The organism is Psychrosphaera sp., from assembly GCF_982872775.1.
This window is the reverse complement of the sequence record NZ_CEYNSH010000015.1, coordinates 33,607-49,929: the sequence shown is the minus strand read 5'-3', so window position 1 is coordinate 49,929 and position 16,323 is coordinate 33,607. Positions and strand designations below refer to the sequence as shown.

General features: G+C 41.9%; 14 protein-coding genes. 5 read left to right on the top strand and 9 right to left on the bottom strand.

Annotated elements, in window-relative coordinates; all coding sequences use genetic code 11:
- Positions 1-12 precede the first annotated feature (12 nt).
- Positions 13-1,953 (top strand): bifunctional diguanylate cyclase/phosphodiesterase, encoded by a 1,941-nt coding sequence (locus AC4E96_RS06410; protein ID WP_488033251.1) that lies wholly within the window; start codon positions 13-15, stop codon positions 1,951-1,953.
- A 20-nt stretch (positions 1,954-1,973) separates the two neighbouring features.
- Here AC4E96_RS06410 and AC4E96_RS06405 read toward each other — a convergent pair whose 3' ends face one another.
- A complete protein-coding gene (locus AC4E96_RS06405) occupies positions 1,974-2,978 on the bottom strand; it encodes a diguanylate cyclase (protein ID WP_490255246.1) in 1,005 nt (334 codons plus the stop codon).
- A 636-nt stretch (positions 2,979-3,614) separates the two neighbouring features.
- Here AC4E96_RS06405 and AC4E96_RS06400 point away from each other — a divergent pair.
- From AC4E96_RS06400 to tesB, 3 genes are read left to right on the top strand one after another with little or no spacing between them, the layout of a single operon-like run.
- A complete protein-coding gene (locus AC4E96_RS06400) occupies positions 3,615-5,459 on the top strand; it encodes a DUF885 domain-containing protein (protein ID WP_490255245.1) in 1,845 nt (614 codons plus the stop codon).
- A gap of 9 nt (positions 5,460-5,468) precedes the next feature.
- On the top strand, positions 5,469-6,548 hold the full coding sequence (locus AC4E96_RS06395; RefSeq protein ID WP_488033292.1) for a potassium channel family protein: 1,080 nt from the start codon (positions 5,469-5,471) through the stop codon (positions 6,546-6,548).
- Between the two features lie 8 nt (positions 6,549-6,556).
- Entirely contained in the window at positions 6,557-7,429 is an 873-nt protein-coding gene (gene tesB, locus AC4E96_RS06390) for an acyl-CoA thioesterase II (RefSeq protein WP_490255244.1), read from the top strand.
- A 164-nt stretch (positions 7,430-7,593) separates the two neighbouring features.
- Here the strand turns inward: tesB and plsB are convergent, their stop codons facing one another.
- On the bottom strand, positions 7,594-10,026 hold the full coding sequence (gene plsB, locus AC4E96_RS06385) for a glycerol-3-phosphate 1-O-acyltransferase PlsB (protein WP_488033255.1): 2,433 nt from the start codon (positions 10,024-10,026) through the stop codon (positions 7,594-7,596).
- Between the two features lie 141 nt (positions 10,027-10,167).
- On the opposite strand from plsB, the gene lexA reads away from it, so the two are divergent.
- A complete protein-coding gene (gene lexA / locus AC4E96_RS06380; RefSeq protein WP_490255255.1) occupies positions 10,168-10,785 on the top strand; it encodes a transcriptional repressor LexA in 618 nt (205 codons plus the stop codon).
- A gap of 123 nt (positions 10,786-10,908) precedes the next feature.
- On the opposite strand, the gene AC4E96_RS06375 is transcribed toward lexA, so the two are convergent.
- The 7 genes from AC4E96_RS06375 to AC4E96_RS06345 form a co-directional block, all read right to left on the bottom strand.
- Positions 10,909-11,328 (bottom strand): BLUF domain-containing protein, encoded by a 420-nt coding sequence (locus tag AC4E96_RS06375; RefSeq protein ID WP_488033256.1) that lies wholly within the window; start codon positions 11,326-11,328, stop codon positions 10,909-10,911.
- A gap of 12 nt (positions 11,329-11,340) precedes the next feature.
- On the bottom strand, positions 11,341-11,766 hold the full coding sequence (locus AC4E96_RS06370; protein WP_490255243.1) for a BLUF domain-containing protein: 426 nt from the start codon (positions 11,764-11,766) through the stop codon (positions 11,341-11,343).
- A 92-nt stretch (positions 11,767-11,858) separates the two neighbouring features.
- Entirely contained in the window at positions 11,859-13,271 is a 1,413-nt protein-coding gene (locus AC4E96_RS06365) for a tetratricopeptide repeat protein (protein WP_490255242.1), read from the bottom strand.
- A 23-nt stretch (positions 13,272-13,294) separates the two neighbouring features.
- On the bottom strand, positions 13,295-13,906 hold the full coding sequence (locus AC4E96_RS06360) for an energy transducer TonB (RefSeq protein WP_488033259.1): 612 nt from the start codon (positions 13,904-13,906) through the stop codon (positions 13,295-13,297).
- 12 nt (positions 13,907-13,918) lie between these two features.
- Positions 13,919-14,329, bottom strand: coding sequence for an ExbD/TolR family protein (locus tag AC4E96_RS06355; RefSeq protein ID WP_488033260.1), 411 nt, complete (start codon positions 14,327-14,329; stop codon positions 13,919-13,921).
- Positions 14,330-14,350: 21 nt separating this feature from the next.
- Positions 14,351-14,878 carry a MotA/TolQ/ExbB proton channel family protein gene (locus tag AC4E96_RS06350; RefSeq protein WP_488033261.1) on the bottom strand — a complete coding sequence of 176 codons (528 nt, stop codon included), beginning with the start codon at positions 14,876-14,878 and terminating at the stop codon, positions 14,351-14,353.
- Between the two features lie 47 nt (positions 14,879-14,925).
- Complete coding sequence (locus tag AC4E96_RS06345) at positions 14,926-16,311, bottom strand: MotA/TolQ/ExbB proton channel family protein (RefSeq protein WP_490255241.1); 1,386 nt, start codon at positions 16,309-16,311, stop codon at positions 14,926-14,928.
- Positions 16,312-16,323 lie beyond the last annotated feature (12 nt).

Sequence of the window (16,323 nt, the reverse complement as noted above, 5' to 3'; positions counted from 1 at the left end):
AAGCAGGAGCTTATGAAGTTATCTCGGCAATTACTGGTCATTCATAGTGTAATCATCGCCTTATTAGTTATTGGATATGCTTGGCTATCGCTTCTTAATATTCGTCAATTAACGGTTCAAGAGTTAATTAATCAGTCCAATACAGCCGTGCAATATCTCATTGAGCCGCTTCAAAAAGCTGTAATTCAGAAAGATTACATTACGTATCAAACAAAAATAGACACCTATTATGATTCGGGCAATTATTCTAGAATTTCACTTTATGGTGCTGAAAATTTCAAACCCGTTCTGTACGAACGCAGTAACTTAGAGCACACAGCGCAAGTCCCTGGCTGGTTTATTAGCCTTTTTCCGGTCGAGCCTATCATTGGCCAAAAAGAAATCTATCAAGGCCTAGATAAAGTGGCGTTGTTAGAAGTGCAGATTCATCCTTTTGCTTTTTATCAATTTGTGTGGCGGCAGTTTGTCGATATGCTGTCTGTAACGATCTTTGTTGGATTAGTGGCGTGGGCGTTAGGTTTTGCTCTAATCAACATTGTTTTACAACCAATAATGGCAGTAAAACGACAGGCGTCTGCAGTAACGAACAAACACTTTCCACAAATTACGACTCACTCAGGTATTGCCGAATTTGAGCAATTAATTGAAGTTCACAATGCAATGACTCAACAGGTCAAAGTATTATTTTCTCAACAGCAACAACACCTCGATGAGTTAAAACACGATTTGTATCACGAGACGAGCTCAGGCTTGCCAAATCGCGAGTATTTTCAAATTACTATTGCTGATTTACTCAATAGGAAAAACGAAAAACTGGTTGGTGGTCTCGTTATTATCCACCTCTATAATGCAGCTAAACTAAGACATGAAGAAGGCTTTTCAGCCTATCAAGATGTTGTTGAAGAACTGGTTAAGAGTGTCGAACGTGTTTCCGGAATCGGCAAAAACAGCTCATTATTCCAATTAAATGAACAAGACTTTGCGTTACTATTGTTACATCAAGGTACCTCAGAAATCCTTGAGTACAGTAAGATGATTGGACGTCAGATGGACGACTGTGATCTGTTACAAAAACACGGTGGCGCATTTATTGGTGCAAGTGAAATTATCGAAGCTGATACACCGGAGTCTCTTAAAAAGCGTGCAGATGAAGCACTTCGTTACGCAATCGACCACGATAAACACTTTTACATGGATAAGTCACAAGGTTTGGTTAATGGTGATGCGCTTTTCAAATCTAAAAAACAACTATTAGAAGCTATCGAGCGGTCACGAGTTGAGTTTTATATGCAGCCTGTAGTGAGTCCTGTCGATCAAACGCCTCTTTTTACCGAGCTCTACACAAAACTAGCGATCAATGACGAAGAGTTGTCGTTGCCGTCTGTACTGGTTTTAGCAGAGAAATACGAAGTCACCACAGAGCTCGACAAAAAGATCCTAACCGAACTTCAAAAGCATTATGTATTAGGCGCAGTCAAGGGCAAGCTCTCAATTAATGTCTCAGCGTTTTCTTTTCACGATGAAGCATTCCAAACTTGGTTATTCAATTGGTTAGATAATTCTGGCACATTGGCGAATAACCTAATTATGGAGTTCGATGAAGTCGATTTGGCTCATACACCAAAAGCCAGAGAAATCAGTTTTAAATTGGCCAACAATGGTGTTGAAGTGGCGATTGACCATTTTGGTCGAGGCTCAAGTAGTTTGTCTCGCTTCTCTGATATGAAGTTACATTGGCTCAAAATCGACAGTCGTTACATTCAACGTGATAACACTAATACTAATCGCGACTACTTAAAAATGATCTCTGAGCTTGTAGAGAAGTTAGGTGTTAAAGCTATCGTGCCTAACATCGAAACCGAAGAACAGTTAAAACTTGCAGAAGACGTTGGTTGTTCTGGAATTCAAGGCTTTATGATTGCCAAGCCTAAATCGATATTTGAGCAGATTTAATCGGTTTTAAAAGCTAAGGGTTAGTCGACAAAAACGCGATTACGCCCTGTCGCTTTTGCCATTCTAAGTGCTGAATGAGCGCGTTCGATTGTACCTTCTAAGCCGGACTTCTCTGTGTAGTCTGTAACGCCGATTGATACTGTCACTTTCGGTAGCTTTTCTTTGCTCTTGGCGTTAATAAATTGTAATTTTTCGACACCTTGCCGAACCTTCTCTGCTACTTCATGCGCCGATTGTTTGGATGCTTCTGGTATCAATATAAGGAACTCTTCACCGCCAGAGCGAATAGGTAAGCCTGAGTCCGACACATAGCTTTTAACTTTTTGAGCGACTTTAGACAGGATGACATTGCCTATGGTGATACCATAACTGTCATTAAACTGCTTGAAGTGGTCCAGGTTAATCGCTATTGCAGCAATTTGTTTTACATCTTCCTTTAACCACAAGTCGACGGTCTGATTCATTACGGAGCGATCGAATAGTCCAGTCAACTGATCGAGCTTTTTACTTTCTTCAACTTCATTGAGTTGCTGTTGGAGTTCGGCCGTTTTTTGCTGTGCTTGCTTGAGTGCTTTGACTAAAACTTTTTGCGCGCTCTTCATTGATGAAGTTACTTTCAACAAACGTTCGATCACTTGTTGAGAGGTCTGAAGATCAGACTTGTCGAGCAACATCAGTCCTTCATCTAGCATGGTAAGGTAGTTTGATGAGTCACGTTGTGCTTTGGTTGCGTGCTTGTGAGTCGCATCGACAACGGCATTGATATCTTTTACTAACGCATTTTGTTGATCATCAGAGACCAGCAAATGGCGTCGATATAAGCTTTCTAATAAAAATGAGTCAATGGTTTGACCGGACTGGATATCATTCCCAAGTTCAGCATTTAAATCAGGGTTATTAGCCGTCATGTATTCATACACAACGGCATAATTAATTGGACTGGCCGGCAATCTATATTGCTTTAAAAACCCGAGGGTTTTCTGCAACTTCTGATCAGCTTGCTCAATCGTATCCTGATATTTCATTGCGTAAAAACTCCGAAACAATGACTAAAAACTTCAACGGTGATTTTGGTTTAAAAAGGTGTGGAACCAAACATCACAAAGAAAATAAAAACGCTTAGTAGCTAAACTAAAATTGTTTAGTTTTAAGGTCAAGGTTTTAGTGCAATTATAGTGATATAAAATCCAAAAATAATACTTAACCTAAAATCGAATAACCACAATTCAAAACTAAGACTGCTTTATTGGGTTCTTTGTTGTATTTTTATTACTCTCTAACTCAATGCTATAAATGGCAGACTAAGCCTTTTATTAGCGGCTTTAACTAAGTCACCAATGAATTGAACCTTGTCAATATTGATGATTTTGCGAACTTTGATGTTAATACGTGGTGAGAGTTCCATTTTTTGCAATTAAGTGTGTAAAAATCAGTCAGATGATAAAAGTTTTTTGGAAGGGTGAACAAAAATCACCCTGTTTTATTTAATGGGTTGGCAGCCGCGCATCAAAGTTGTCGTAAAAGTCGGCATACTGAATTTGATAGCGTTTAGTTGTCACTCTGTATTTTCAACATGGCATCCTGATCCGCATTGATATAGTCTTAATGGCTTATAGGTCTAAGCGCCTTATTTTAAATGAATTAAATTAAAGAGTTTGCGCATGATAAAACGTCAAAAACGCCTTACTATTTCCTTACTCGCGGTGTTGTTAAGTACGACATTAGCTTCTCAAACTGTAGTGGCCGGTTCAGAGCGATTCGCCACTTTTAATGAGCAGAATGGCGAACCTTCCACTGTGCTGAACCCTTCTCACTCTGTCAGCGTCGATCAGGAGTTTGAGCGTGTTTCCGGTGATATTTGGGAGTCTTATTTAGCATTGAGTCCTATGACCGCAAACTATTATGGTCGTGACTTTGGTGCAGACAAACTCAAAGATGTGTCAGCTGACGCAATTCAACAAAAACAAACAAAGTTAAACGCGTGGGTTAAAGCTTTAAATAGCATTAATGTCCTTGAACTTTCAGAGCAAAATCAGATTAATCATTCAATTTTGTTTCACCGCTTGAATGGTGAGTTAATGGGTTATCGCTACAAGTCGTATCTGATGCCGTTGACTTCTGAAGGTGGTTTTCACAGCTCGTTGGCCTTTTTACCTCGTAGCGCCAATTTTAAAACAACCGTCGATATCGACAATTACCTTGCTAGGCTAGAGGCTTTTGATACTTTCTTTTCACAAAATATTGCTTGGATGAAAAAGGGTATTGAAATTGGCTTTACGCAACCTAAAGCGGTGCTCAAAGGCTATGAGCAAAGTATTTCAGCGCTGATTTCTAAAACTCCACAAGAAAGTGTTTTTTATGCGCCGTTTAAGCAAGCTTTGCCATTTTTAACTCCCGAGCAACGTGATGATTATCGCCAGAAAGCGGCTAGCATCATTTCTCAATCTGTGACGCCAAGCTATCAGGCTTATTACGACTTTATGGTGAATGAATACATTCCAAATGCCAGAGAGACGATCGGCATCAGTGAAGTCCCTCACGGAAGAGCTTATTATCAGACTCAAGCAGAGTTTTATACGACGACCACGATGAAACCTGAGGAAATACATCAATTAGGTTTAGAAGAGGTCGCGCGAATTCGAAATGAAATGCAAAAAATCATCGATGAAGTTGGTTTTGAGGGCCGCTTTAGTGATTTCTTAACGTTTTTAAGAACCGATCCACAGTTTTATGCAACAACGGGTGAGGAGCTTTTAATAGAAGCGAGTTTTATTGCCAAAAAGATGGATGCACAACTTCCTAAGCTGTTTGAGACGTTACCTCGCACTCCATATGGTATTCAAGAAGTACCTGCTCATATTGCGCCTAAATACACAACTGGGCGATATGTTTCACCATCAAAAGACACGGATCCTGGTTACTATTGGGTAAACACCTATGCGCTCGAACGTCGTCCTTTGTATGAGCTTGAGGCGTTAACCCTGCACGAAGCGGTACCAGGCCATCACTTACAGATATCTCTCGCAAAAGAACTAACTGGACTACCTGAATATCGAACTGGCTACTATATTTCCGCTTTCGGAGAAGGTTGGGGCTTATACGCAGAGTGGCTCGGTTTGGAGGTCGGTTTTTATCAAAACCCTTATTCCAACTTTGGCCGATTGACCTATGAAATGTGGCGAGCGACTCGACTTGTGGTTGATACCGGCATGCACGTAATGGGATGGAGTCGTGAAAAAGCGGTTAACTTTATGATGGAAAACAGTGCGCTATCAGCGCACAATATTAACACTGAAGTCGACAGATATATTTCATGGCCCGCGCAAGCCCTGTCTTACAAAATTGGTGAAATAAAGATTAAAGCACTTCGTCGTCATGCTGAAACAGCCTTAGGAAATGACTTTGATGTAAGAGAATTTCATCACCAAGTTTTGAAAAATGGTGCAGTGCCACTTGCTCAGTTAGAGCGCCAAATTAATGAATATATCGAGCAAAAGAAAAAGTAATAGAAGGGAATAGAGTTGGTTTTTAATAAATTTACCCGCTATCTCTGGAAACAGTTTAGCCAAGTAACCTGGCCATCTTTGATTGCTTTGTTGCTGGCTCATGCCAGTGCCAGTTGGGTGTTACTTTGGTATGCAGGTGAACACGAATTACTGAGTGTTTACCAGTATTTATATTATTACGTCGTGACAACAAGTACCGTTGGTTATGGTGACTTAAGTCCAACAACAGAAGCAGGAAAATACATTGTAGCGATTGTTCAAATTCCTCTAGGCTTGGCCATTTTTGGTGCGTTTTTAGGGAAGTTAGGACAATCGGTCAGTAAGAGGTTAAGAAAAGTTATGACAGGCGAAAAAGACTTTAGTTATTTAGATACGCACATTTTGATTTTTGGTTGGCATGAGCGTCGAACGGGCAAAATTATCGAGCACATTCTTGGTGACAATAAACGCATGCAACGCAAAATTTTACTTTGTGTCGTTGAGGATATGGAGCATCCGTTCTATGACAACAGCATGGTCGAGTTTGCCAAATTAAAATCCTTTACCGACGATCAAGAACTAAAGCGTGTTGCAGCCCATGAAGCAGATCGCGTAATTGTCGACTGTATCAACGATGACATGACGTTCACCACAGCACTTAAACTGAGCCCTATGGTTGAAGAAGGCTGTCATATTACTGCGTATTTCGATGAAGAAGAAAAAGTTGAAATGCTAAACAAGTATACCCATAACGTGGAAGCAAACTCGTCAAAAGCCGCTGAAGTGCTGGTTCGCTCGATGCAAGACCCAGGTAGTAGCCGTCTGCAAGAGGAGCTGATGTCGACGTTAAAAGGTGATACACAGTTTTCAACTGAAGTCGCACCGGATGCACCGACTACCACTTTTGGCCAGTTATTCTATTATTTAAAGAAACACCATAATGCAATTTTACTCGCGGTTGCTCAAGACCGTGTTGGTATGGAAATGAAACTGAACCCTGATGATGATCATATTGTTCAGGCTGGTTTTGTGCTTCACTACGTTGCTAAACAGCGCATTATGACGCAGGAAATTGATTGGCAACAAGCCAGTCAACAAGACATAAAATAAGGTAAAGAATGAGTAAAGTACTCGACGACCTTCTAGGGTTGTTATCATTAGAGAAAATAGAAGAAGGTCTATTTAGAGGCCAAAGTCAAAACTTAGGTTTTGGGCGTGTGTTTGGCGGCCAAGTTATTGGTCAAGCGCTAAGTGCCGCTAAAGAAACCTTAGAGGACAGATACGTTCATTCTTTTCATAGCTACTTTTTACGTGAAGGGGATGATAAGAAGCCTATCGTTTATGATGTTGAAAATATTCGTGACGGCCGCTCATTTAGCACTCGTAGGGTGCGCGCGCTACAACATGGTAAGCCGATATTTTATTTGACTGCTTCATTCCAAACGGCTGAAGAAGGGTATGAACATCAGCCTGATATGCCTCAAGTTCCAGGTCCAGATGGACTTATTTCTGAGCACGAGTTCTTTCAACAAAACCTAGATCGCATTCCAGAGTTTCTACGCACTATCATCGCGGGTGAAAAGCCAATTGAAATTCGACACGTACAGGTGAATAACCCATTTGAGCCGGTAAAAATGCCTGCTAAGCGTCAGGTTTGGATTCGAGCGAATGGCACCTTACCAGACGATGGCCGTATTCATCGATACTTGCTCGCGTACGCATCGGACTTTAACTTTTTGCCGACTGCGTTATTCCCGCATGGTCGCAGTCATATCCAACGTGATATGCAGGTGGCAACGCTCGATCACTCTATGTGGTTCCATCGCCCATTTAGAATGGATGAATGGATCCTGTTTGATATGGAAAGCACTAGTGCAAGTGGTGGACGAGGCTTAGTTAGAGGCCAATTCTTTAATCAAAAAGGCGAATTGGTCGCTTCTGCAATGCAAGAAGGTGTGATCAGAGATCACAACGCGTTTCCAAGAAGCTGATAGCAAACATTGTACTACTCAAATCACCTATACTTGTGAACTGAGCTAAAATACCAAAAAGGCGCTTAAGCGCCTTTTTTATTGGTTGCGAATAGCCATTGCTTACTATTCATCATGCAGTCAAAGTTAACACTATTCAATGCCAACCTACTTCTCCATTACCTTTAGCCTAGAGAATGTAATGACTGCAATATATCTGAATCGAGCAATGAATTAACGTGTTCGCCAGTTAACTTTCCTTCATCAGTGAGATGCATTAAGCCAGCTTCGTCACTAGAGACATAATCTTGCTCTTTAATGGTGGTGACAAAGCCAGAAATAAGCTTCTTGTCGAAGTACTCAGGTGCTTTAATGTCATGAAGCGTTAAAAGGCGTTTAGCCAGCTTGAGACAGTCTCCTTCCAATTCAGCACGTTGAATCCCATGGACTTGCTGAATGCGGTTAAATGCCAGAGCATAACGTTGTAACGTGTCTTTCATGATGCGAGCTAACAGATTGAGCTGTAAGCCTCCCATACTACTGCGATCCTTAATAGTCAGCACGTCTTGCTCCGAAACAACCATATCTTGTTCAATAAAATACTCTAAGGTTTGAGAGACATAGTCATCGATGTCATCAATGGTGATGAACATTTCGTTTTTAAGTAACGGCAGAATTTGTTTTACTTTCTGGCTAATCGTTTCTACTGACGTGCTGGTGGCGTGAGTCAACTCTGCTGCAATAATTGCTGGAATAGCAAATAAATGAACAACATTATTGCGATAGTAACTCATCAGGATCGCATTTTTGTTGTCAAGCTTAATGATAGTCCCATATTCATCGCTATCTGAGTCGACTTTTTCAAGTAGAATGGCTTCATCTATTATTTGTGACGGTGTTTCTTCTGGTAACTTGATCAGTTTTGAATAAGGCACTTGTCTTTGTAAACCGATATAAAACTCAATCAAAGACTCCATTTCTACCCGAGGTAACGCATGGCTTTCAGAAGTAAGCAACGCTAAAGCTGATAGGTTGACGGTATTGAGTACCGCTGCATTGTTGATGGAGCCCATCACCTTGTTCGCTGTGTGATTAACCACTGGCGTTAACCAAGACGGCTTAACCACATCCGTTGCACTGATCTGTGAGCGCCACTCAGGTGCTTGCTCATTTAAGATTTCATTAAGGTTGATTGGCTCGCCAAAGTTAACATCACCATGCCCATAGTTTTTCAAGTTTTTAATAGCCTTAAAGACCCCAAAAACAGACTCTTTCTCTTTGTTTTTACCTTTTAGTTCTTTGAGGTAGGTGTTTACTTCCATTACGTGCTCATAGCCAATATAAACCGGTACTAAGGTAATAGGGCGATCAATACCACGTAACATAGACTGAATTGTCATCGCTAACATGCCGGTTTTAGGTGCTAACAATCGACCGGTTCTGGAGCGGCCACCTTCGGTGTAATATTTAACTGGGTAGCCTTTGGCAAATAACGTAGATAAATATTCTCTGAATACCGCTGAGTAAAGTTTGTTGCCTTTGAAGCTACGACGAAGGAAAAACGCACCAGCTTTTCTGAATAGCGGACCCGCTGGCCAGAAGTTTAGGTTGATGCCTGCTGCGATGTGAGGTGGAACCAGGCCTTCGTGATAAATCACGTAGGTGACTAATAAATAGTCCATGTGGCTGCGGTGACAAGGGACATAAACAATCTCATGGCCTTTTTGTGCCAAATCACGGAGCTTGTCTGCATTGTGGACACGAATGCCATTATAAATTTTATTCCAAACCCAAGTTAAAATACGTGACCCTAAGCGCACATAAGACTCGTTGTAGTCTCCTGCGATCTCATCCAATAATTTTTTGGCGTTCTCTTTGGCTTCTGCAAGTGAAATGTTCTTACTGTCCATCTCTTCTTGGAGTGCTTTCTTTAAAGCAGGGCTAGCCAACATACTATTAAAAAAGGCTTGTCGTTCCATGATTTTAGGACCGGTAGCGACGATACGTTGGCGTTCAAAGTGAATTCGTGCGACACGAAGTAGTTTGTGAGACGTCTCTTCAGAGGCACCAAAATCTGCAACCATCTTCTGAAGTGATACGGGCTTGCTAATTCGAACAAAACTATCCCGACCATAAAACAACACAATAAAGAACTTGCGAAGAGGTGAGGCTTGCAGTTTTTGGGTGATCAGATCTTTTATACTTGGCTTGCGGCTCTTGTCTTTTTCGACCCCTGGTGCTCTTCCCCATCGGATCATCACTGGGACGAACTGGATGTCTTCACCGGTTTCTTCAACGATTTTAAGCAAGTTTTCACCGAGTTTGGTGGTTTTAGCAATGTGACTTTCTTCATTTAAAAACATCGAGTCTACAGGCTTTACACCGAGTGTACGCTTGAGTTTATGTTCACCGAGTTCAATCGTTGAAAACGGCGACGGAAGGTTAAGCGTTTTTGCGGCTTGCTCCATGGCGAGCTTATCCGTGTAAGAGTCGGTAACCAATACATAAGAGATTGGTTTGTTTGAATCCAAACCACTGCTGTTTTGCTCGTCTGCGACCAATTGAGTGCGGATAAAAGGACGAGTTAACCAGTACATAATTGCGTTTATAAAAGACATAAATTCCCTGAAAAAACATAACTGCGACCGTCAATTTTAACAAAGAACGGACAAAAACCCATCTTTAACCACAATTTTATGTTGCACAATGTAAACGCCTGTATATACTGACAGTTATGTTACTGTATGGAAAAACAGATGATGCGACCATTAACGGCTAGACAAGCAGAAATATTAGAGTTAATTCGAGACACCATTTTGTCTACTGGCATGCCACCAACGCGAGCTGAAATTGCCAAGCAATTGGGTTTTCGTTCAGCAAATGCTGCAGAAGATCACCTTAAGGCGTTAGCCAAGAAAGGCTTCATCGAAATGTTGCCTGGCACCTCTCGTGGTATCCGCCTAACGGAAGAGTTAGATGAACAGGACTCAGGGTTACCGCTAGTAGGTAAAGTTGCAGCAGGTTCTCCAATTTTGGCAATGGAACATGTTGATCGCCATGTTAACGTTGATCCTTTAATGTTTTCTCCAAATGCTGACTTTTTACTTAGAGTAGAAGGTGAGAGTATGAAAGATATCGGCATTCTTGATGGTGACTTACTTGCAGTACACAAAACGCAAACAGCACGTGATGGTCAAGTTGTCGTTGCTCGAGTTGAAGATGATGTGACGGTGAAACGTCTAGAAAGAAAAGGCAGCCAAGTAATTCTTCACGCTGAAAACGAAGAGTTTTCGCCAATAGAAGTAGATTTGAATTACCAAGAGTTTGCCATCGAAGGGTTAGCGGTCGGCGTGATCCGAAATTCATCGTTGATGTAACCAGGACGAGCATTCTTACTTCAACAATTGTTACTTCAACAATAGTGGACTTGAGTGTAATTGCCTAAACACGCTTTGGCTGTTGCACTCGACTGTCTGCAATTTTAGTTCAGCTTTTATCGCTCAAATCTTTGTTTTAAAGAAGTTGAGCAGTTTTTTTATTCCAGGCACTCCATCAATTTTTTCTTTGTTTTTTACTGCTGTAAATATTTGCTTTAGCTCTGGAAACGCCGGAGTATCCCCAAAACTTAAATTAAACATCTGCATAGACCAGCGTTGGAAAAGGCGTTGAGTAGCCGGCTCAAAATGCAACAATTCTACTTGTGTATGTCGAGCATCTCGCTCTATTTTTTCAAATACCGCTAATAAGTCTTTTTTATCGCCTTCAAGAATCTGTAAAAATGCACCATCTCTGTACAATAAACTGCCCGTGATGTGTTTTTTCTCATTGTTTACCCTCGCTTCAACCAAAATATCCGCAAACCCTTCGGGCGTTAAACGTTCTGTTGCGTAACTTTTATATATCAATTGATACAAGTTCATGATTAACAGTGTCTATTTAGATAAATTCTGATCAAACTCTTTAAGCAGAAGCTTAGTTGTAACTTCTGCTTCTTCTCCTTTTTTTGAGATTAATTGAGTCATGAGGTTTTTCAGTAGTTCTTTTTGTTCGTGTTTACTATTGTCTAAGTTTAGAAAAGCCATTGACCACTTACCAAAACGCCTCTCGTCTAATGGTTCAAAAAGACACTTTCGGACATTGATGTGTCTATTATCATTTTCAATGGTGTCAAAAAGTTCTTGGATGGTATGCCTGTTTCCCTCTAAGACTTGTAAAATATGCTCATTATATTTAAGCATGATACCGGTAATATCCTTGTGCATATTGTTGAGTTTGGCATGCTCTAATAGCTGCTTAAACGCTTTAGGTACTAAAGGCTGAGGAAACTTACTCACATATACTAGTTGATACAGGTTCATGGGGACTCTCATTTATTATTGCTGAGAGTATAGCTCAGAAATAAAAAGCCGTGGTTTTACCACGGCTTAACTAAAGCTTGGAAGTTAGAATACTAAAGCATTGCGAGTTCCTGATAGCTTGTCTTTTCTCGTTCAACAAACTTAAGCCACTGTTTGGCCATGCGTTGAACCGACTTATGCTTTTTGGCTTCGCTCAATGCTTCAATTGATGATTCAAATTGCTTTAAGTTGAAATACGCCATTCCCAATGCCAAATACAAATTACCTGGGTTGGTTAGCTCGCCCTTTTCAAGTGCTTGGGTTGCTGCCGTAATGGTTTGTTCGTATAGACCTTGTTGCAACCGAATTTCCGCGATTTGTTGCAACGCATCACCTTTATCCGTGATTTGTGAAAGTGACTCAAACGCGTCAACTGCAAAATCGTATTCTTTGGCGGCTAACCAGGCCTGAGCGGTAAAAGTGAGGTTTTTTTCAGTTTTGGTGAGTTTCCCGCTCTCAAACGCGCTTGTCATCACTTCACCCGCTTTAAAAGGAATGCCGTTAAAGTAATACAGTTGAGCGAGATTTCTAAGTTGCGTGGGCTTAGTGATGTACCCTTGTAAATAAGCAGCTTCTAGAACAGCCAACTGTTTGTCTTCAGCACCTATCTCGCCATACATCCCGCCCAGTTGTACCCAGTATTCTGGTTTATTGAATTTGCGTACCATGGTTTCCAATACCGACACGACTTTTTTCGGCTGTTTTAGCTCGAAATAGATGGCGCGTTGTAAGACGTACCAATTTTCTTTAGCTTCCACGTTCTCTACTGCAGCTTGGTTCAGTGCTTTGTCAATATAACGAGCCGCAACTTCAAAGTTTTTGGCTTGATAGGAGGCTTGTGCCTTGAGGACATGATTGTTGATCGGAATCTCACCGTCGTTTACGGATTCCCAACGAGCGAGGTAATCCAACGTTTTTTGATATTGACCATTGGCCATCGCCAATTGAGACAAAGAAAATAACGTACTTTTCTCTAAAGATTCAGGGATTGGCGATTGGTTTACTACTTGCTCAAAAGCCTTCATAGCATCACTAACACGCTCGGCATTGTAGTAAATAAAGCCATAAAAATTATACATCATCGCGCGTTCATAGCTGTTTAAGCTATCGGCTTTTTCTTGAACACCGTCTAAGACTTTCAGGCCTTGTTCAATTTGACCTGCATCGGCGAGCTCTTGAGCTCGCGCAAGTTGACTATATACTCTTGAACCCATAGCGGGTGTGCGGCGGCGTTTCTTTTTTTCTGTTACTTTTGCGTTTGAATTGGCTTCAGCAGCAACAGCGACACTACCATCAAGTAATGGTGAGACTGATATCAAGGATGAGCCAAATAAAACCGCACTCGCAATAACACTGGTTTTAAAGATAGATCGCAACACTTCCGGTGCGCGCAATAGTGAAGACAACGGCTTTAATCTAGAGAGTCCGATATAAGACGCAGTTTGAGAAAGTATAATTGGTTTCATGATTTGGCCTATTAATCGTTGTGTTAGCTATTAAGTTCAAAAGAGATTCGGTTTTGAACACCGGAGACTTCTGTCGGTTCGCCATTCACGACCCGAGGCTTGTACTTAAACTTTTTTGCCGCATCCATGGCCGCTCGGTCGAACAAGCCTTCAGGTTCAGCTTTGATTACAACAGGGTTGCGAACTGCGCCTGTTTTATCCACTGTAAATTCGACGATAACGTATCCTTCGATTCCACGCTGAAGGGCGCGGCGCGGATATACTGGCTGAACTTTAACAATCGGAAGGTATTCACCGTCACCGGACTCAAGTGCTAAACCACCTTCAAGTGCAACGTCAGCTGAGACATCCGCACTAAAATCAAAGCCCGAGTCGTCACTGGTAAGTGAGTCTTGTGCTAATTGAGGCTGCTCCATCGGTGGTGGCGGCTCTTGTGGCTTAGGTGGCTTCTTGGGCTTACGTTCTTTTTTCTGCACCGTTTCATCTTGTTTTAAGCGAATAAAATCAAGCACACTACCCTGAACGGGTTCCGTCATTGCGGTATCACCAGATTTAATTAACGCTTGCATACCATACAAAAGGCCGACGGTTATCACCGCCGCTAACGTTAATGCCGATAGTAATCGTAAAAACATAAGCACGTTGTCCTATTGTTCTTGAGCCGCGATGGACACATCAAATGCACCGGCTGCGCGAGACGCATCCATGACTTTGATTAACGTGTCGGTCGTCGCTTTTTTATCTGCTTGAATGACGACCGAGCCTTGTGGGTTTTCTGCTTTTAAGCGCTCGATATTGGCTTGAACTGCTCGAATATCTACACGGCGCTTATTGATCCACACTTCGCCTTTGTCTGATATGGCGACCAAAATACTGGCACGCTCTTTTTTGACAGCGGTTGCTGCTTCAGGGCGGTTGACATCTATACCCGCTTCTTTAACGAATGACGCAGTGACGATGAAAAAGATCAACATGATAAATACGACATCAAGCATTGGGGTCAAATCGATGTTTTCTTGTTCTTCTTCTTGCATTAGATTGGCAAGTGGCGCTCTCATTTCTTTCTCCTTGACTTACCGTTAGTGATCTAACGGCAAGTGGTCCTCTAATAATTCAATTTCTCGTTTGGCTTTGCGTTGTATCCAGGTATTGGCGAAAACACCTGACAAGGCTCCAACCATTCCGGCCATTGTTGGAATCGTGGCTTTGGATACACCGCTGGCCATAGAACGTGCGTTTCCACTGCCGCTAATGGCCATAACATCAAATACTTCAATCATGCCCGTCACTGTGCCTAATAGACCCATAAGTGGGCATAGTGCGACGAGTGAGGCGATCAATGGCAAATTGAGTTGCAGCTTTTGCTTGGCACGAGCGATATACGCTTGTCTTATTTGCTCGGCATTCCAAGAGCGGCGTTCGTTGCGGTTTAGCCATTTATTAACTAGTTGTTGCTGGAATTGCTTGTAGCCTTTGAGCGCATAAATAGTGCGCTCTAGGATAAGCATCCACATCACGAAAATCATGATGGCGATGGCACTGAGAACAATGCCACCTGTGTCTAAAAACTCGCGTATGGCTTCTAGGGTTTCTGTGAAAAACATCACAGTCTCTCCTTTCTTGCTGTTATCTAAATTCCGTTAAAAGACTGCGCTTATGCAGCCTTCTGAGCAAAGACGTTTTGTTCTGAGCGCTCGGCGATAATGCCTGCACTTTGCTCTTGTAAAATGAACAAGATGTTTTTGCTTCGGGTGTTTAACAGTGTCGATAACACAACGGTCGGAATCGCAACGACCAAACCAAGTACTGTTGTCATCAATGCCGTAGAGATGCCGCCGGCCATGAGTTTCGGATCACCGGTACCAAATAGGGTGATGGCTTGGAACGTGATGATCATGCCGGTAACCGTACCAAGAAGACCTAATAAAGGAGCGATGACGGATACAATTTTGATGAGCGTTAGGTTACGCGTGATTTTTGGCATTTCACGTAAAATAGCTTCACTAAGTTTGAGCTCTAGCGTGTCAAACGCGACGTGAGGATATTGATCTTTAACCATTAAGACTCGACCTAGCGGGTTGTCATCTTTTGGTGTGTCGTTTTTCATTTGGCGTTTGATTTTGCTGTTCATAATGCTCAGTGCAACAAAACGTTCAAGGGCAATCAAAAAGGCGATAAGACCAATACCAATGATGATGTAACCTACCGTTCCACCTTGATTAATGCGCTCTTTGTGACTTGGTGCTTGAACTAATAATCCTAAAATTGAACCGCCTGTTGGGTCTAACGCAAATGGCACAACAGAATTATTGGCTGATTGAATTTCTTCAGCGGTATCGGTGAAACGAGACGATGGTTGTCGAACAAGTTCAGCAAGTGTGCCGGTAGTTGGTGAAAGGTTTAGGTACTTCCCGTCGGCTACCAAAGAAAATGCACCCACTCGAACCACTTCTTTGTTTACCATCTCACCATTAGCTTCAACGACATCGGCGTTAAAACGAGTGACTTTGCCTTGTTCTGTCATTTCTTTTTGAATTTCGAACCAAACTCGCTCAATTTGCTCGATTGAAGCAAGTTTTGATGAGCCACCCATGCTTTGAGCCAACTCTTCGAAAAATACATCGCGACCAGGGAATTCGGCAGAAACATTAGAAGAGGCAAGCTTACCTGCGGCATCGCCAGAGACTTGTTGTAACACACCAAATAGCTCTTTTAGAGAGCCCATTCGCTTGTTTAGTGCCTCAGACAAATCGGCAAGTTTTATTTCATTTTCTTCAAATTCGGTCTCTAACTTTTCCGACTTTGAAAGGGCTTGCGCCTTTTGCTGGTTGGCTTCTCGTAACAAACGGTCTTGCTCGTTTTTTTGTGCCAAAAAGCGTTGTTCGCGAGATTGATTTTGTTGAGACTGAGCGAGCTTGCCTTGTTCGAGCTGCTGTAATAATTCATCTAGGTTTAGTGCAGTTGATGGTTTTGCGTTAGCTGTACAAACGATTCCTACACTAAGTACTGCTATTAAAGCCGGTTTAAATAAGTTAATCATGGTTCGAAACCT